This window comes from Alistipes senegalensis JC50 (genome assembly GCF_025145645.1).
Taxonomy (GTDB): Bacteria; Bacteroidota; Bacteroidia; order Bacteroidales; family Rikenellaceae; genus Alistipes; species Alistipes senegalensis.
The window spans coordinates 2,442,806-2,461,032 of the sequence record NZ_CP102252.1; the positions used below are offsets into that span (position 1 = coordinate 2,442,806).

At 47.4% G+C, this 18,227-nt stretch carries 14 protein-coding genes; 8 read left to right on the forward strand and 6 right to left on the reverse strand.

Features of this window, described 5'->3' with window-relative positions:
• Positions 1-487: 487 nt before the first annotated feature.
• From NQ519_RS09585 to NQ519_RS09610, 6 genes are all read right to left on the reverse strand, one after another.
• A complete protein-coding gene (locus NQ519_RS09585) occupies positions 488-3,244 on the reverse strand; it encodes a fimbrillin family protein (RefSeq protein WP_026076660.1) in 2,757 nt (918 codons plus the stop codon).
• Positions 3,245-3,445: 201 nt separating this feature from the next.
• Positions 3,446-4,480, reverse strand: a complete 1,035-nt coding sequence (locus NQ519_RS09590; RefSeq protein ID WP_019151371.1) for a fimbrillin family protein — start codon at positions 4,478-4,480, stop codon at positions 3,446-3,448.
• 98 nt (positions 4,481-4,578) lie between these two features.
• A complete protein-coding gene (locus NQ519_RS09595; RefSeq protein WP_044118765.1) occupies positions 4,579-5,529 on the reverse strand; it encodes a DUF5119 domain-containing protein in 951 nt (316 codons plus the stop codon).
• Positions 5,526-6,872: a DUF3575 domain-containing protein gene (locus NQ519_RS09600; protein ID WP_026076657.1), complete on the reverse strand. Its 1,347-nt coding sequence runs from the start codon at positions 6,870-6,872 to the stop codon at positions 5,526-5,528. Before NQ519_RS09600 ends, NQ519_RS09595 begins: the two co-directional genes overlap by 4 nt.
• Positions 6,873-7,042: 170 nt before the next feature.
• Positions 7,043-7,696 carry a hypothetical protein gene (locus NQ519_RS09605; RefSeq protein ID WP_154651042.1) on the reverse strand — a complete coding sequence of 218 codons (654 nt, stop codon included), beginning with the start codon at positions 7,694-7,696 and terminating at the stop codon, positions 7,043-7,045.
• 106 nt (positions 7,697-7,802) lie between these two features.
• Positions 7,803-8,708, reverse strand: coding sequence for a hypothetical protein (locus NQ519_RS09610; protein WP_052308448.1), 906 nt, complete (start codon positions 8,706-8,708; stop codon positions 7,803-7,805).
• A gap of 1,442 nt (positions 8,709-10,150) precedes the next feature.
• Between NQ519_RS09610 and NQ519_RS09615 the strand changes: the two genes are divergently transcribed.
• From NQ519_RS09615 to NQ519_RS09650, 8 genes are all read left to right on the forward strand, one after another.
• A complete protein-coding gene (locus tag NQ519_RS09615; protein WP_019151365.1) occupies positions 10,151-10,471 on the forward strand; it encodes a helix-turn-helix domain-containing protein in 321 nt (106 codons plus the stop codon).
• Positions 10,472-10,590: 119 nt separating this feature from the next.
• Positions 10,591-11,964 carry an ATP-binding protein gene (locus NQ519_RS09620; protein ID WP_019151364.1) on the forward strand — a complete coding sequence of 458 codons (1,374 nt, stop codon included), beginning with the start codon at positions 10,591-10,593 and terminating at the stop codon, positions 11,962-11,964.
• A 36-nt stretch (positions 11,965-12,000) separates the two neighbouring features.
• Entirely contained in the window at positions 12,001-13,494 is a 1,494-nt protein-coding gene (locus tag NQ519_RS09625; protein ID WP_044118764.1) for a type I restriction-modification system subunit M, read from the forward strand.
• 5 nt (positions 13,495-13,499) lie between these two features.
• Positions 13,500-15,032 (forward strand): type I restriction-modification system subunit M, encoded by a 1,533-nt coding sequence (locus NQ519_RS09630; RefSeq protein WP_019151361.1) that lies wholly within the window; start codon positions 13,500-13,502, stop codon positions 15,030-15,032.
• Between the two features lies 1 nt (position 15,033).
• Positions 15,034-16,155 carry a restriction endonuclease subunit S gene (locus NQ519_RS09635; RefSeq protein WP_026076656.1) on the forward strand — a complete coding sequence of 374 codons (1,122 nt, stop codon included), beginning with the start codon at positions 15,034-15,036 and terminating at the stop codon, positions 16,153-16,155.
• Positions 16,156-16,212: 57 nt separating this feature from the next.
• Entirely contained in the window at positions 16,213-17,196 is a 984-nt protein-coding gene (gene xerA, locus NQ519_RS09640) for a site-specific tyrosine recombinase/integron integrase (RefSeq protein WP_019151359.1), read from the forward strand.
• Position 17,197: 1 nt separating this feature from the next.
• Entirely contained in the window at positions 17,198-17,806 is a 609-nt protein-coding gene (locus NQ519_RS09645) for a restriction endonuclease subunit S (protein WP_083871095.1), read from the forward strand.
• A 32-nt stretch (positions 17,807-17,838) separates the two neighbouring features.
• Positions 17,839-18,207, forward strand: coding sequence for a hypothetical protein (locus tag NQ519_RS09650; protein ID WP_227901138.1), 369 nt, complete (start codon positions 17,839-17,841; stop codon positions 18,205-18,207).
• Positions 18,208-18,227 lie beyond the last annotated feature (20 nt).

Genomic DNA, 18,227 nt, shown 5'->3' on the forward strand with positions numbered 1-18,227 from the left:
ACCGCCTCATAATGAACGAGAGGACGCCCGACGGGCCTCCTCTCGTTTCGTTTTCCGGCCATTGCTGCAAATTTTCGGTGGACATCCGAATGATTCCGAAAGGAGCCGCGTCGGCGAAGCCCGTGACGCCTCCCGCCGGAAAACTCCCGCAGGCAGTACGGACGCGCCCCGCAGACTTGGGGAACTCCGGGGTGCGTTTATCGAAAAGCAGGCAGCCTGCCTTTCGCCCGTCCGGTGTATGCCGCCGCTGCCCTCCGGGGAGCGATCGGCCGGTGTCGCCGGCCGCACCGGCCTCTGCACCGGGGCTGAGTGCGATGCCTGCGAGGTGATTTCTGTCGCTTTAACTGCATCTGTGAAAAAAGGCCGCCCGCTTTCGGCGGATACGGCCTTTACGAATGTATTCTCGTTCAATGCGGGCTGTTCTGCCGTTATCGTGCATCGGGAGACGGCTCCCCATGCCGATTCCGTACCCATCCCCGCAGAAAAACTACTCCCGAACGGGGCGCACCGGGTCGGCTCCGGCACGAGGAGTGAAGGCTAATGCGGCGACATCCACCGCTTCAATACCAAGACAGGAATGGACATAACCCGTCGTTTGCGGGATGGCCGTCCAGCAGCCGCCGTAGGCGTATACGTAAAGCATATCGCCCGACCTGTAAACGATACCGCCCATGGCCGGAAAGAAGATCACACCGCCCGAGGTGTCGTAGTTGCCGATACCCGGCATCTTGTTGCAATACAACTCCCAACCATAGTTTTTGTAGAAATCGTCGGTGGAAGTATGGGGCGAGTTGTATTTGGCGAACTCGTAATCACCGGGGTTGGCGGCGTTGTACGTCACCCCCGAGCAGACGTTCGAAGGCGGCAAACGATAGCCGGCTGGCGAAGGATCGTAGATGGTCTTGACAACGACGTTGTCGTTCTTCGTCGTCACGGTATTGTCGGCGCTCCAAAGGTTGTTGTAGGACGCCGAGCACCAGTCTTCGGGCAAAGAGCCGCCGTAATTATAGAATACGTGCGGATTCCGGATGGACGTGCCGATCGAGACTTTGCCCGTGCCCGACTTGTCGAACGCATAACCGCTGTCGGAATAACAGCTCTTATAAAGATCGGCCTCGGAATCGGTACAAATACCGCCCAGCATCGGGTCCTTACGTCCGAACTGGAAATAGGGATTGTTGCCGGTCTTCTCCATCTCTCGTGCATTCTGGGCGATCGTTATGACCTGCGTAGCCCCGGTTTCCGCCTGCGTGAAACGCACCTTGACGCTGCGGGCGGCATAGGTCGTGGTCTCGAAGTCGCACCAGCCGAGGAAGACTCCCATGAAGGTATATTTCACGCCCTGATAGTTCGTCACGACCTTGTCGCGCTGCACCTCTGCCGGATTGTAATGCGATGTCACGGTCGGCGGAAGACCGGGCACGAAGTCCGTCACCCAGATATGCCAGCTCCACATGATGCGGTTGCTCGCGTCGCGCACGGCCACGATGGCGTTGCCCTGTTTGATCGTCGCGCTCCCCACCTCGAAGGTCAGGCTATGTCCGTCGGGTGCGAGTGCGACGTTTGTCACCAGATTTTCCTCATCCTGCCATACGAGGATGGCGTTGTTCGGCGTACAATTCGCATTGTTGTAGATGTACGGGTCGGTGATAGGCGCATCGAGGTGATTTACGAAGGTCTTCAATACGTACGTTCCGCTGGCCTGCGAAGTGTAGGCCGAAGCGTTCGTACTTCCGTTCTTGACAGCATTGCCATAGACCAGCGGGAGTGAGTATTTTCCGGGGGCGTTGATGACATAGCAGTTGGCCGTATTCATCGCCGTCGTCCCGCCCTTTGTCGAGAGGTCGTAGATACCCGACACGGGCTCTGCTTTCCGCAATGTCTCGTTATGCGGGTTGGAGGTAACGGCTGTCTGGGCCGCGACCGCAGCCGAAAACGACGAATCCGATATACTGCCGGCGCCGCTCGCGGTGAAAGCGGTAAGCCAGTCGGGCCGGGAGATCACGTTGTAACCGCCCGCACCGTCGTCCTCGACGAACTCGGCAGTCCATGCCACCGGCACGGTTTGCGAGGCGTCGCCCGAACGGGAAACGGCAGCACAGCTGGTGACCGAATAATTTTGGTTGCCTCCGGCATAGGTGAACGCGGAAGGCGGCGTCACGGAGAAAGTCGGAGTCATGGAGATACTCGAGGTGGAAATCCGGTAAGTGACGGTCTTGCCTATCGGCCACAGGCTGCCTGCGATAGAGGCGGTTAGGGTCCGTTGTGTCGAAGTCAGATTGTCCGTATAGACGACCTCGATCGAGGCGCCCGACGGCAACGTCTGGGGCAGCATCATAAAGGTCGCCGCAACGGGCGTGATCACCTGATCGGCAGACCCGTCCACATCCGCCGTAAGTGTCTGCGAAAAGTCTGCCGTAGCGCCGTAATCGCCCCACGAATCGGAACCCATCGTATACGAGCCCGAGCCGTAGACGCCTTTGAGCGTGATTTTCGTAATGCGTCCGGCCAGCATATCATCGCCCGTGGTAAAGCGTATGGCCGTGAGCGCGTGGGCGAAAGTCAACGGAGCGGCCGCAGCGGTATTGCCGGCTATTCCGGAGGTGGCGGCGACGAGCAGATCCCGCTGGGCGCCGACGGCTTTCGGGACCGTATAGGCAATCGACGGAGTGCCGGCCTTCGTCGCGCTCGAAAGGGAAATACCCGTCCCGTTATAGGGTGCGTAGGCGAAGAAGCGGATATTGCGCCCGCTGCCCGGCCAATGGTAAGAGGTCGTCCACGACGATGCCTTCGTCACCTCGACGTTGTACATATAATCCGGCAGACACGCGGTTTCGCTCCACGAGCCCGTATAAACCGAAGCCAAGACGCCGAACGAGTCGTAGAAATTGGCCGTCTCGATGGGTGTGGCACGGGTCTGCGGCCGGTCGGTTTGGGCATTCGGCTGCGGTGCGGCGATTCCGTCGGCGACCGAGGCGTGCAGGAACAGAGTGTCGGCGGGAGTTTCGCCCTGCAACGTAAAAACGGCGGCAGACTCTTTCGTTTGCAGACTGTCTTCGGCGGTCCGGCTCTGCGATCGGGTGCGGGAAGAATTCGCTTCGGTGACCTCGAAGCGCAGATATCCGCCCCGGAGAGCGCCCTCCGCTGCCGGATCTTTCGAGCAGGCGGCGAACAGAAATGCCGCCGCAATCGCACCTGCAATTCGTACATGACCCGGTAAAAGTAAAGATTCCATTGTTTTCATACATATTGCATTTTCAGTTCGGATCGGCATCGCCGAAGTCGGAGCGTGACGCTCCCTGAGCGATCGGGAGGGGACAGAGTCCGATCTTTCGTCGTCCTCCCCGCGTACCTGCCGTACATAACCTACTAAATACACGACGGTTCTCTGCGGTTCAACCCCTCCCGATCCGGTTGTCCGGCTGCACGTCAGCCGGAAGATTTCTTACATGTTCAGATTCTGCGAAGCATCCACCCAGGGAGTCACCGTAACCGTGAACTTAATGGGGTCGCCCAGGATGGGTTCACCCGGCTCGAACGGATCCGGATCGGTGGGGTCGGGCTTTTCGGGATCGACCCGACCGGCGCCGTTCGAGAAGTCCAGCGTATAAACGTACTTCTGACCGGCTACCCAATTCGTTCCGACGGGCACGGCCACCCAGTCGTACTCGCCGACGGAAGCGTCCGGATAGATACGGGCGCCGCTCGCGGTCGTGATGTTGACCTTCACCGCGATATACGCACCTTTTTTCGTGTTGGTCTTGTCCGAATCGGGCGTCCATGCAGTCAGCTGCTGCGGGATCAGCATGGCGTTATTGCCGTCCGTCGCCATGATCGAAGCGGCCGTAGCGTTCAGGGTTTTCGCCGAAGTATAAGTCACCTCGTAGTTGCTCTTCGTCGTTCCGAGCGTCCACGCCGATGTTCCGAAATCGAACGTCGTCGCTTGGGAAACAGGCTGTCCTATACGCACGCCCTGTACTTTGTAGACGTAGCCTTGATTCGCATTCTTGGCTTTGATCTCGATTTGCGCGAGGCGGTGTGCGAACGTCAGGGCTACGCCCGTCGATTCGTTGGTCTTGCTGCCCGTAGCCGACGCGGTGATGAAATCCTTCTGGCTGGCGATCGCCGCAGCAGGGCTGAAATTGGTCATCGTTTTGCTCGCAGAGGTAATCGAGATGGTAGCGCCCAGATCCGTGGCTGAAGGCGAATAGGCGAAGAAGGAGAGATTGCTGCCGTCGTTGGGCCAATAGTAGGCAGGGTTGGAGGTGAAGTAAGAGCCCGTTTTCGTGAACGCCTGATCGGTGAAGAAATTGGAGTTGCCGGCATTGATGGCGGTCACCAAAAAGTTCGTGATATTGGCTGTCGTCGTCTCTGTCGCGCGGGTCTCCATCGCAACGCGGAAGTCGATGGCCTGGCCGTTGTTGACCTCCGTCGATTCGTCCTTCGAGCAGGAGGTGATGGTCAGAACTGCCGCAGTCATTAAAAGAATTTGTTTTTTCATAATTGAACAGTTAAGTAAGAAGTTAAACATTGAATTGTTTCATGCGAATCATCTTTCTCCCGAAAAGAGAGAAACCGTCACATTTCTATATCTATCGGTACTTCCTGCCACTCTTCGACCGTGGGCTGGAAACCGCCGCCGTTGACGATGGGTTTCGGCAGCGGCAGCCCGTTCAAAACGATATGTACGTCGCGTTGATTCGGGGCCGAATGAATCTGATCCGTCACGTCGTAGGTGTAGTACCACCGGCTCTGGTCGGCCAGAACCGCATAGACGGTCAGCTGGTGTCTGTTCCGCACCGACGGACAATGCCCGAATGCGAGCAGCTGCCCCGTAATGAGGTGTTGCTCGGGAGAAAAAGTTGCATCGAAAGGTATCGTGACGCATTCTTCCGTCGTTTCCGCCTTGCCGGCTAACAGACCGCCCGCAAGACTCGAGATGGACCCGCTGATCCCTGAAACGTATTTCAGATTCTCGGCGTTATGGATCTCGACCGTATAGCGGCTGACCGATACTTCCGGATAAAGCGTGACGGTCTGCGTCGCGGAGGTTGCTTTCAGTTCGATACCCTCCGCATGATCGCTCCAGAGCATGTCCGGAGACAGCACCACCCGTTCGCTTTCCGTACCTGCGGCACGGGGCGCTCCAGACGAACGCACGCCCAGGGCGGCGAGGTCCGACAGCAGGGCCGTGGTTCGTGTCGTCACCTCGAAACCATTTTTCGTCTCCGTATTTCGATAGCTGATGTTTTCCGTGTCACTGTTCAGGCACAAAGCGTCGTAACGTCCGGCAGGAACCCGGATTGTACCGCCGTTTCTGTCCGTAAATTCATAGCGCAGAACCTCTCCTCCGTCGGTCGGAAACAGATAGCACGACATGGATTTCGGAGCGGCGTTCGGGGCATTGCGCCAGTCGAAAACCACATTTACAATGCCTGTGTGCGCGTGATCGTAGCAAAGATTCTTATGTTCGCAGGATGTCGTGCTTAATATACATGCCGCCGCTATCGTGTAGAATATATTTTTCATCGTTTACCTCCTTTTTTTGCGTTATAGTTCCCGCGGCCGAGCAACCATACCAGCGATATTTCCGCTTTGGTCGGTCCGAACCAGTGGCGTTGCCGGGTTTCGGTCCACACATAATGACTCTCCTTGGGAAGATATTTCTGGTATTCCCCTCCCCAATAGCCTACGCCGATGCTGAAATCGAGGTTCAAATGACGTCCGACAGGTAATGAATAACCGTACTCCAGACTCGCGGCATAGTTCATCTTGTCCCAGAGCGTACCGCCCGGTTTGCCGCCCATGTATCCTCGGCCGCCCGTTTCGAAGTCGTAGGTGAACAACTGGCCGCAGAGCCCCAGATGGTGCCCCGTAAGGGGTTTCTCCGCAGCGCGGCGACCGAAATACTTGCGAACTGACAGGTCGCCTCCGTAGATCCGCCAATAGTTGTGCTGCCGGTTGCTGTTCCACCATGCGTACATCCAGTTGATGCCGACGGACCATCCCCGGCCCGCGTAGAACTCGGCGCCGATATTCGGAACGAGCGCCGCGTCGTATAGCAGATTGGTTTTGAGTGCCATATAGAAAGGTGCGCGCGAAGTGCTTCCGGCAACCCCGGAGCCGACCGGATATGCACTGTCCAGGATCACTGTGTCGCGCACGGCATCCCCGATCATATCCGTGCCGCCTTCCGTGGGAGTTGCCTCGTCCGGGCCCGTTGCGACGATGGAAGAATCCGAAGCCGGCGTCTGCTGCGCCACGGGTTTCGGTAGGGGTGTGATCCGATAAACGACACGAACGTCCGAACCGCGCAATTTCGGAAAGAAATGCTCGTACATATACTGCCACGCCCGGCCTCCGTGCAACATTCCCAACCGACGTTTACGTCCATCGACAACGACCCCGTTCCGAACAACCCATTCCGGAGTGTTGCGTAGAATATTCAATACCTCATCTCTGTACGGCATGTCCGAAGTATCGACCAGATCGGTCAGTCCCTCCCAGTTCACCCCGCGCGCAACGATCTCGAACAATGAATCCGGGAGGTCGGTCGAACGGTGCAGTAAATCGGCGAGCCGGAACGCTCTTCTTTCGGACAACCGACTGTTGCAGTCGGAACTGCCTTCCGGCGAACTGAAAGCCATGATACGAACCGAATGAACTCGACGCATCGTATCACGGCGCAACTCGGCGACCTGCTGGAAAAAGGTGTCGAGGCGCCGGCCGTTGTCACGGAACGACGGCTCCAGAGTCGAATGTCCCTGTCGGAAATACACTGTTACGCCGACCGTATCTGAGGAAGGATTTTGGGCCGAAAGCGTTCCCCCGAATAGAACCGGCAAGATTAATAAGAGGTAACTTTTCTTCATCAAAAAAACGTTTTCGTTCTTGCTAATTTCCTGTGTGTAAAATTAAGAAGTCCGTATCGCATGGGATTTGCGATACGGACTGAAAAATCTAACGGTGTATATGGATTATATACTGATTGTCAGGGCTGTAAAAATATGTTTCGTGCAGATTTCTAACACCGGACTAACAGCTAACCGAGGAGGGCGAGAAAAAGCTCTTTGTGCGGTGCTTCCGAGGTGCGAATGCGGGATTTCAACCGCGACTTCCTGGCATAGACGTTGGCGACGCTATCGTGCATGAAGAGGCTGATGACTTGCGGGGAGAATCCTCCGAAAATATAACACAGCAAACGGACATCCGCATCTTTCATTTGCGGAAAGTCGTCCCGCAATTTCCGGACCGCATCGTCATGGACTATATTCACGACCCGCTCCAGCGTGAGCAGCATTTCTCCGTTTTCCGAAAAGTCGTCGATGAGTTTTCGCACCAACCGGACCAGCTGCGCTTGTTCCGAAACGGAATGTTCGCGTTCATACAAGGTTCGGCCGATCTGTTCCACGATGTCGAACCGGGAGGCGAGCTCTTTCCTTAACAACGCATCCTGTTCGTGATTCCGTTCCAGAAGGGCGGAAAGATTCCGATATTCGGATTGCATCTCTCGAACAAGCAGCATATAGCGTTCGTTTTTCGCCTGATGCAGGTGTATCCGCTGCCGGATTATATATCCCGCAATTCCGAGCAGCGACAGCGCGGCGACGACGATCGTGATTTCCCATGTCCGGCGATTTTGAAGCCTATAATCGTAGAAAGCGGATCGTTCCCGGAAATACTCCTTTTCAATCATCCCGGCAGATCCTTGCAGGGACGAACGGGTCAACGAATCGCTGTAATAGATGAATTTGTTGATATTCCACGTCGCTTCTTGGTAACGTCCTGCCGATATGTCGGCCTTATAAGCCGTATAGAGCAACATCGGAAGGTCCTCGCTGTTCGCAATTCTTTCGGCGCGTTCGATGTAGTGACGGGCGCTGTCGGGACGGTTGCGGAGCAGCTGTATTTGGGACCGTGTACGAAAACCCGTGACGGTCGTATCCCGGTGAACGGATTGCTCGATTCTCCGTAACATCCTCTTCTGGCAAAGAACCCTTGTCGGACAGAGCGTACAGAGCCGCCAGATAACCGAGACTTTTCTGTGCTAATTGTTCGTAGTGCGCTTCGTCCGACAATTCGAGAGCCAGCCTGCAATTACGGCGCGTCTGCTCGAAGTCGTGCATACGCAGACCGCAAGCCGTCATGCCGAGCAATGCTTCGATCCGATGGCGCATGTCTCCCGAACGCAGGAGCAGTTCGCGGGCCTCCCGATAATAACGGTAGGCCCTTACGAAATTCAACTCGCCCCGGTAAACGTCTCCGATGGATAAATAGAGCATTCCCCGGTCTCTGGGATTGTCGAGACTGTCGTTGTTTTTCTCGGCTTCCAGGAACAAACGCAGAGCTCCGGGTTTGTCGCCTTGGCGCAATTTGCTATGGGCCATGTAATAGAGCGTGCGGCAACGGTTTTGCATCTCTTGCGGGTGCTTACGGTAATATCGCCAGGTTATCCGAAGCAGGGAATCCGTATTTTCATTGAGTTGCGCACGTTCCGCGGCATCGATGTACAGCAGGGCGTATCGGGCCCGCATCGCCTGGTTGCCGAGCGATTTTGCCGGAATGTCTTTCAGCAGGCGCATGGCGCTGTCCGGAGCAACGGCAAGGGCCTTTTCGACCTGCACAAGGGTATTCGCTATTCGATTCCGGTTCATGCAGCCCCCGAACAGCACAATCGAGACAAGCAGTACACAGATATATCGTTTCATATTCGATATGGCAATTTGCTTCGAAGATAATCAGTCAAACACATCTATGCAAATAAATGCTGATCTATTCGAGTTCTAAACCAAACTTTCTTCACAACGCCGGAAATGGCGGCATCGGCAGCAAGAGTGCTTTTTGGGCCGGCATTAAAACGAGACACAACGATCTGTCGGTTGCTTGTCGGGGACGTACAATGAAGTGGGGCAGGCCACGCTGGTCGAGATAGAGGTCTCTCTCATTTTGACGCTTACGTGTTGTTTGGGGCATTAGACAACCGGGGAACACCATCGACCGCGATCAATTTGACGAAGAACTTGGTTATGGCACGGGCGGAGAGTAACAATCTGACTATTGACGACCGCTTCGGCCCTTGGCAGATGTTGCCCGGCAAGCTATCCGGCTGTGAAGTGTCGGAAATGCACGAAAAGACATAGTCCGGAAAGAGTTGTATTGCCGTATTGTTACCTCGATTTCTTTCCGGATTCTGCATGACCCTGAAAACAGATGCACGGAAAACGGTAACTAAAAGAAAATATATGAAAGTATCTAACCTGCTAACAGGTAGAGTTGTATTGTAATATGTTTGTATTCAGGGTGTTTAGCTATTTGCCGACGCAGCATATTATGCTAATTGACTATCAATATTTTATGGCTTAAAAGATAGAAGGCTCAAAAATTTACTTGTTTTTTCGCCGAAAATCGAAGATTTAGGATTATTAACCTTAGCTTATCTTCAAACGAAGGAAAAAAGAGAAAAATGGCTCTCTTTTGCTCCGAAACCTCCAGTTCGCAAAGATAAGGCATATCGGTGATTATTTCTCCGATTCGAGTTGCAAAATCAGAGATGGTTTTACGGATTTTGGGGTTGGCTCTTGTGTCTTGACAAGGGCTCGAATCATGTCTGTTTTGTGAGCAGGATTTCTGTGTCTTTTGCAGTCAAAAAAAGAAAGTCGGCAGATATCGTTCGGTTCGGCTTTGGCGAAGCCATTTCTTTTTCTCCCTCTGTTAGCTTTACTTTAATGCACGTATATATGAATACGAGGATAAAGTAAAGTTGGTTTTCATTTTGAATAGCCAATCTAATCTTGAGATTTGTGTTTATGTAACGAATAATATATTGTTGTTATATGGGTGTATTGGCACTTACAAACAATATGATGGCATTTACATTTTTCCAAAGCAAAATCACCTTGTCTTTCGCACTTTTCCAAAAATGCTTCTCGGAATCGGCTGCAAAAACATTGGATTCGCTTGGAAAAGTGTTGTATAATGGTTGTGATTCGTTTGAAAAAGTGTCGCGAACAAGATTTATTCGCCTGAAAAAGTGTAGAACCGTTATATTGTACTTGTTTTAGCCATCTCTTCTAGTTTTGAGATTTTCCCTTTTAATAATCATTAAATAGATAAAATCTAATATCTTTATATATTATATGATGAGTTGATTATGACAAAGAATACAATGGGAACCAAACTGCCTCGAAAATTGGTGCAGAAAATGTCGATTGTAGGAGAGCAGATTAAATTGGCTCGCCTACGAAGAAATCTGAGTGTGGTTCAGATCGCAGAACGTGCTACTTGCTCTCCGTTGACCGTGTCCCGAATAGAGAAAGGTGCATCAACAGTAGCCATCGGAATCTACTTGCGTGTGCTGTATGCTTTGCAACTTGACGATGATATTCTGTGGCTGGCCAAAGAAGACAAGTTGGGAAAAGCGTTGCAGGATTTGAGTCTGAAGACAAGGAAGCGAGCTTCGAAAAAGGGGTAGAGCTATTATTCTCCTATACATAAGTTGCAATTTGCTCTGTTGGAATAAAAAAATATGGCTCAAAATTTTGCGTTATGCTATAAAAACATTATGTTTGCATTGCATAATAAATAAGACGTATGAAATTCGTTGATAGAATAGATGAAGCTGCACGATTAAAGGATGCTCTTGCAAGAGAGAAGTCCTCGTTAGTCGTGATGTACGGTCGCAGACGGTTGGGTAAGTCAACGCTTATCAAAAGGGTGTTGTCAGATACGGATGTTTATTTCCTTGCCGATCGTTCTGAAGGCCAACACCAAAGGATATTGCTTGCAAAAGTGATAGCACAAGTGTTTCCAGATTTCGACAAATTGACATATCCAGATTGGGAATCTATATTTCGTGCGGTCAATTATCGGACAGACAAGCGTTTTACTCTATGTTTGGATGAATTTCCGTATCTTGTAGAGCAATCACCAGAGCTGCCGTCTGTATTGCAGAAACTTGTTGATGAGAAGCAGTTGAAGTATAACCTGGTACTTTGCGGTTCATCACAAAATATGATGTATGGGTTGTTCCTTGATTCTACTGCACCTCTATATGGGCGTGCAGATGAAATAATGAGGCTTGCACCGATACGTTTGCCGTATATTCAAGAGGCTTTGCATCTTAATGCGATGAATGCCATTGAAGAGTATGCCGTATGGGGCGGTGTGCCGCGTTATTGGGAACTGAGGGAAAACAGAAGTTCGCTTGATGATGCTCTGTGGCGCAATATCCTTTCTGTAAATGGAACTCTTTATGAAGAGCCTATAAAACTGTTTCAGGATGATGTCAAGGATATTGTCAAGACTTCAACGATCATGTCTTATATCGGTACTGGTGCAAATCGGCTTTCTGAGATTGCCGCAAGATGCAATGAGCCTGCAACCAACCTGTCGCGTCCATTGAAGAAACTTATTGATCTCGGTTTTTTGGAGAAAGATGTTCCGTTTGGGATTGATGAAAAGAATGCGAAAAAGAGTCTTTACAAGATAGCCGATCCGTTTATGGCATTCTACTATCAGTTTGTTGTTCCTAACCGTTCGTTCATTGAACTTGGTCGTCGCTTACCCATAGAACAGGCTTTAACTGCTCATTTCTCTGAGTATGTGAGTATGCAATGGGAAAAACTGTGTCGGGATGCTGTCACAGGAAATCTTGTTAATGGAGTAGTTTATGGCAAGGCAAAACGCTGGTGGGGTTCTGTTCTCAATGAGGATAAGAAACCTGAACAGGTCGAATTCGATGTGATGGCAGAATCGCTTGATAAAAAGTATCTGCTGGTTGGTGAATGTAAATGGACAACTCAAGAGAATGGTAAACAGTTAACAACTGAACTTCTCCGCAAGGCTAATCTACTGCCGTTTGCCAAGAACTACACCGTCGTTCCAGTGCTGTTCCTTAAGAACGCTCCGAAAGATGATGCTGGGAATGTAATGTTGCCGGAAGATGTTGTTGAGTTAATGAAATAAAGGAATCTCAAATCCACTATTTGACAGAGTTATTAGATGGCAAAAAAAACAATAAATAAAGAGCTTACAGGTGCACAGGACTTATACAATTTCTTGTTTGAGGCCTGTAATATAATACGCGGTCCTGTAAGCCAAGATAATTTCAAGGATTATATCACGCCTTTGCTTTATTACAAGCGGATATCAGATGTTTACGATGAAGAAACAGAAGAAGCTTTAATTGTCAGTGGCGGTGATAAGGAATATGCATCTCTGCCAGAACAACATCGTTTTGTTATTCCTGATGGTTGTCATTGGCAAGAAGTCAGAGAACGTACAGAAAATCTTGGAGCAGCCATAGTTGGTGCTATGAGACAGATAGAGATAGCAAACCCAGATACATTGTATGGGGTGCTATCTATGTTTTCATCTCAGAAATGGACTAATAAGGCTATTCTCAATGACAGTAAGATTCGTGACCTGATAGAACATCTATCAAAACGAAAACTTGGTAATAAGGATTATCCTGCAGATTTAATGGGTGATGCCTACGAGATACTATTAAAGAAGTTTGCTGATGACAGTAAGGCCCAGGCCGGAGAATTTTATACTCCTCGTTCTGTTGTGAAATTATTAGTACATATTCTCGATCCGCAACCGGGTGAAACTGTATATGATCCGGCTTGTGGTAGTGGAGGAATGCTTATCGAAGCTATACGATATATGCACGATGATTCTCTTTGCTGCGGAAGTATATTCGGACAGGAAAAGAATGTCGTGAATGCAGCCATTGCTAAAATGAATCTATTCCTGCATGGTGCATCTGATTTTAATGTAATGCAAGGTGATACATTGAGAGACCCAAAAATTCTTCAAGGTGGTAATATCGCCAAATTCGATTGTGTTATAGCAAACCCTCCATTTTCTCTTGAAAATTGGGGAGCAACGGGATGGAGTTCAGATAAATATAAGCGCAATATATATGGTATACCGAGTGATAGTTGTGGAGACTATGCGTGGATTCAGCATATGATATGTTCTATGTCTTCTGGCAAGGGGCGTATGGCTGTTGTAATGCCACAAGGTATTCTGTTTCGTGGAAATCAAGAAGCAGAAATACGGAAACAATTAGTCGAAAGTGATTTGATAGAAGCCGTTGTTACGTTAGGAGATAAATTGTTTTATGGAACTGGACTTTCACCGTGCTTTTTGATAATACGAAGAATGAAACCGGCTCATCATTCCGGACGGATTTTGATGATAGACGGCTCCAAGATTCTAACTCAAAAGAGAGCGCAGAATATTTTAGCAGAGAATGATATAGACAGGTTATATTCACTTTATCAAAATTACTCCGATGAAGAGGACTATTCTCGAATCGTTACGTTGCAGGAGATAAGAGATAAAGAGTATAATCTTTCGCCCAATCGCTATGTGGTTTACCACAAGGAGGAAATTCATCCTTATGCGGAAGTGTTGGCAGAGTTCAAACAAGCATACGAAGATGTGAAGCGATTGGAGAAAGAATTTTCATTACTCATTAACGCATAATCAATATGGCAGAAAAAGTAAAACAATATCGTCATCCTGACGACCCTATTACGCTCGATGAACTTAAAGGTTTCCTTTGGGCGGCTGCCACTCATTTGCGTGGTCAGATTGATGCGGCAGGATATAAAGAGTATATTTTCCCTTTGCTTTTTTTTAAACGCATTTCCGATGTTTATGATGAACAGTTTGAAGGATTCGTGTGTGAAGGAGGAGTTGAGTATGCAGGTATGCAAGTAGAAGATCTTCCCATCCGCATTCCTGATGGTGCGCACTGGAGAGATGTTCGTGAGGTGACGGAAAATGTTGGTAATAAATTAGTCGAAGCATTTATTGCCATAGAACAAGCCAATCCTGCCAAGGAAATGGATGGTAGAAAAATCGGAGGATTAGAAGGTATTTTCGGACCTAAGGACGGATGGACCAATAAGGCTAAGATGCCCGATAGTATCATTACTTCGTTGATTGAGGATTTTTCTAAATATACGTTGAGCCTGAAGGCTTGTCCTGCCGACGAAATGGGGCAGGCATACGAATACCTTGTTGGAAAGTTTGCCGATGATGCCGGGAATACAGCTCAGGAGTTCTATACGAATAGAACGGTCGTTCAACTTATGGCTGAAATACTGCAACCCCAACCGAATGAAAGCATTTATGACCCTACTTGCGGTTCAGGAGGGATGTTGGTCAAATGCTTAGACTATCTGCGTAACAAAGGTGAAGAGTGGCAGAGTGTGCAGGTGTTTGGACAAGAAGTAAACGGTTTGACATCTTCTATTGCACGAATGAATCTTTATTTGAATGGAGTTGAAGATTTTTCGATTGCCTGTGCTGATACGTTGGAGAATCCAGCGTTTTTAGATGGAAGCCATCTTCGAAAGTTCGATATTGTTCTAGCAAATCCTCCTTATTCAATCAAAGAATGGAATCGTGAAAAATTCATGAATGATAAGTGGGGACGTAATTTTTTAGGCACACCTCCGCAAGGGAGAGCTGATTATGCATTTCTTCAGCATATCATAGCTTCAATGAATGAAACTCAGGGAAGATGTGCGATTCTTTTTCCCCATGGTGTACTATTTCGTGATGAAGAATTAGAATTACGAAAGAAACTCGTTGAAATGGATATACTTGATTGTATAATAGGTTTGGGAGCAAACTTGTTTTATAATTCTCCTATGGAAGCTTGCATATTAATATGTAACTGCTCAAAGGCTAATAGCAAAAAGAATCGAGTTTTGATGATAAATGCTGTGAATGAAGTTACAAGAAAAAATGCAGAGAGTATGTTGTTGGCAGAACATATACAAAGGATTGTAAATGCATACCAGCAAAATAGAGAATTGGATGGCTTCTCAAGAATTGTAAGTAATGATGAAATTAGAGAAAAGAAGTTTAATCTGAATATATCATTGTACGCATATCAAAGTGTACTAAAGGATGCACTTACTGTCTCTAAAGAGGATGCTATAAATGTTTGGATTTCCTCTCATAGTCAATGTATAAATGAAATGGATGAGTTAATTAAGTTGATTAAATAGTATGGGTGTAGTAAAATTAGGTGATGTCGCTCGTGAAAGTCGACTTAAATGGACAAAAAGTAAACAGGATGTTCCTATAGTTGGTTTGGAACATCTTATCCCTGATGAAATACGTTTTGATGCATATGATATAAATACAGATAATACTTTTTCAAAAAGGTTTGTAAAGGGACAAGTCTTATTTGGTAGACGTCGAGCTTATCAACGTAAGGCTGCAATTGCTGAATTTGATGGTATATGCTCAGGCGACATAACTGTAATAGAAGCAATAGAAGGGAAAATGGTGTCTGAGTTATTGCCTTTCATAATCCAAACACCTGTATTTTTTGACTATGCTAATAGAGGCTCTGCTGGATCTCTATCACCTCGTGTAAAATGGGAGCATTTGGTTGATTATGAGTTCGAATTACCTTCATTAGAGGAACAAAAAGTTCTTGCTGATAAATTATGGGCAGCCTATCGATTGAAGGAGGCTTATAAGAAACTACTTGTTGCCACTGATGAAATGGTGAAATCGCAATTTATCGAGATGTTTGGGACCGTTGAATCTTATTGCAAATTGGAAGATTTGTTATCTGATACATTCCCAGGGGAATGGGGAAGCGAACCGACTTCTGAAAATGCTATAAAAGTGATTCGCACAACAAACTTTACTAATGAAGGACATCTTGATCTGGCGGATGTTGTAACTAGAGATATTGAGCCTAAAAAAGTTGCACGAAAAAAGCTCAAACAAGGTGACACAATCTTGGAGAGGTCCGGAGGTACTAAGGATAATCCGGTTGGTAGAGTCGTGTTTTTCGATGAAATAGGTGATTATTTGCTTAATAATTTTACACAAGCATTGCGTCCTAAGGAATCTGTAAATCCAGTATATTTATTCTACGCTTTATATAATTCCTATAATATCAATAAGGCTGCAATGAGAGCAATGGCAAGCCAAACTACCGGTATCCAAAATTTAAGCATGTCGGACTTTATGTCTAAGTCTATAGTACTACCTTCAAGAGACGAACAAAACAAATTTGAACAGATCTACCGTCAGGCCGACAAATCAAAATTTGAATTGAAGCAGTGCATTGAACATATCGATAAAGTCATAAAGAGTTTAATAAACGGATAGAATAAAATAGATACGTTGATAGCTGTGGCTTAATTGGATAACTAATTTATTAATAATATGATAGAGAATCTGATTAATGACATAGAGCAGGCTATGCTTGGTGTTTTAAACAACGAGCAAATGAGTCAATTACGGAAGGTGCTAGATTATGCCTTTCGTGATATCAACGTGTCGTCTAAGAACAATGAAGAGTGCAGTGGTAATAGTGAATTGATAGATAGTTTTTTGTCGGCTAAAAGAGTTGAAGGATGTTCGGATAAGTCGATGCACTATTATCGAAGTACGTTAAATAATGCAATCAGGAAAATAGGAAAAAATATTCGTCATATTACGACGGATGATTTGCGTAGTTATCTAAATGACTACCAACTAACAAGTGGGGCAACAAAGGTTACGGTAGACAATATACGTCGCATCTTGTCGAGCTTCTTCTCATGGCTTGAGGATGAAGATTATATTGTGAAGAGTCCGGTACGTCGGATTCATAAAGTAAAAGTCGGAAAAACAGTCAAAGAAACATACTCCGATGAAGCGTTGGAACAAATGCGTGACCATTGCGAAGGTATTCGTGATTTAGCCTTGATTGATTTGTTGGCCTCTACCGGTATGCGTGTCGGGGAGTTGGTCAAACTCAATCGGAATGATATAGATTTTGAAAATAGGGAATGCATCGTTACAGGTAAAGGAGATAAGCAACGTCGAGTTTATTTCGATGCTCGTACAAAGATACATTTACAACGTTATTTAGCGGAGCGGATAGATGATAATCCTGCTCTGTTTGTCTCGTTATTAGCACCTTATGACCGCCTACAGATAAGTGGCGTGGAAATTCGGTTACGTCGATTGGGATGTGAATTGAATATTCCTAAGGTACATCCTCATAAATTCCGCCGCACGTTGGCAACAATGGCGATAGATAAAGGTATGCCCATAGAGCAGGTCCAGCATCTCTTAGGGCATCAAAGTCTTGATACAACATTGCAATATGCTATGGTGAATCAGACAAATGTAAAAATGTCTCACCGTAAATTTATTGGTTAGTATGTCGCAATTTATCGAGATGTTTGGAAATTGTAAATCTCAAGGTACGTTTTCATCATTATGTGCAACTTTTATTGATGGTGATTGGATTGAATCTAAAGATCAATCAGATAACGGAATACGCCTTATTCAAACAGGTAATGTTGGATTTGGATTTTTCAAGGGTAGGGAAGACAAAAGTCGCTATATAACAGAAGAAACCTTCAAAAAACTTAATTGTACGGAAGTTGTGCCTGGTGATATTCTGATTTCTAGATTGCCAGATCCTATTGGTCGAGCTTGTATTGTACCGGAAGGGATTGGTAAGGCAATAACAGCAGTGGATTGCACTATTGTTAGATTGAATGCAACTTTACTTCCAGAGTTTCTTATTTCATTTTCTAAAACAGCTCTTTATGCGAGCCAAATAAACAAAATAAAGACAGGAACTACAAGACTTAGAGTTAGCCGTGGAAATCTTGGCAATGTGATAATACCAATCCCACCGATTGAATCTCAGCATCGCTTTGCAGCCATTGCTCAACAGGCCGATAAATCAAAATCTGTTATTCAAAAAGCTTTAGTATATTTGAATGACATACAAAGTGACGAATTAAGGAAAATCGCTTAATTATTAAATTGATAACAATAAAAATCATAGATATGTTTAACGAAGACAATACAGTGGAGCAAATGCTCATAGAAGCTGCAACCCAAAGTAGTTGGCAGTATGTAAAGTCACAGGATATACCTCGTAGTTCTGATTCTGTTCTTGTTGAATCATGGCTATTGGAAGCTCTTGTCAGGTTGAACCCGATAACACGTCAACAAGCGGAGCAAGTTATTTATAAACTCCGTGCTGCTATTACTTGTGGAGGTAATTATGATGAATTGGTGACTGCCAATGACCGTTTTCGTACATTGTTATTTAATGAAAACACAGAGCCTTTTGGAAAGGATGGTGAATATATACCTATCAGATTCTTCAGCGAAGATGCGGTCGAAGATTATTGTGTAGTGACCAATCAATAGGAGTTTCCACGTAGTTCTGT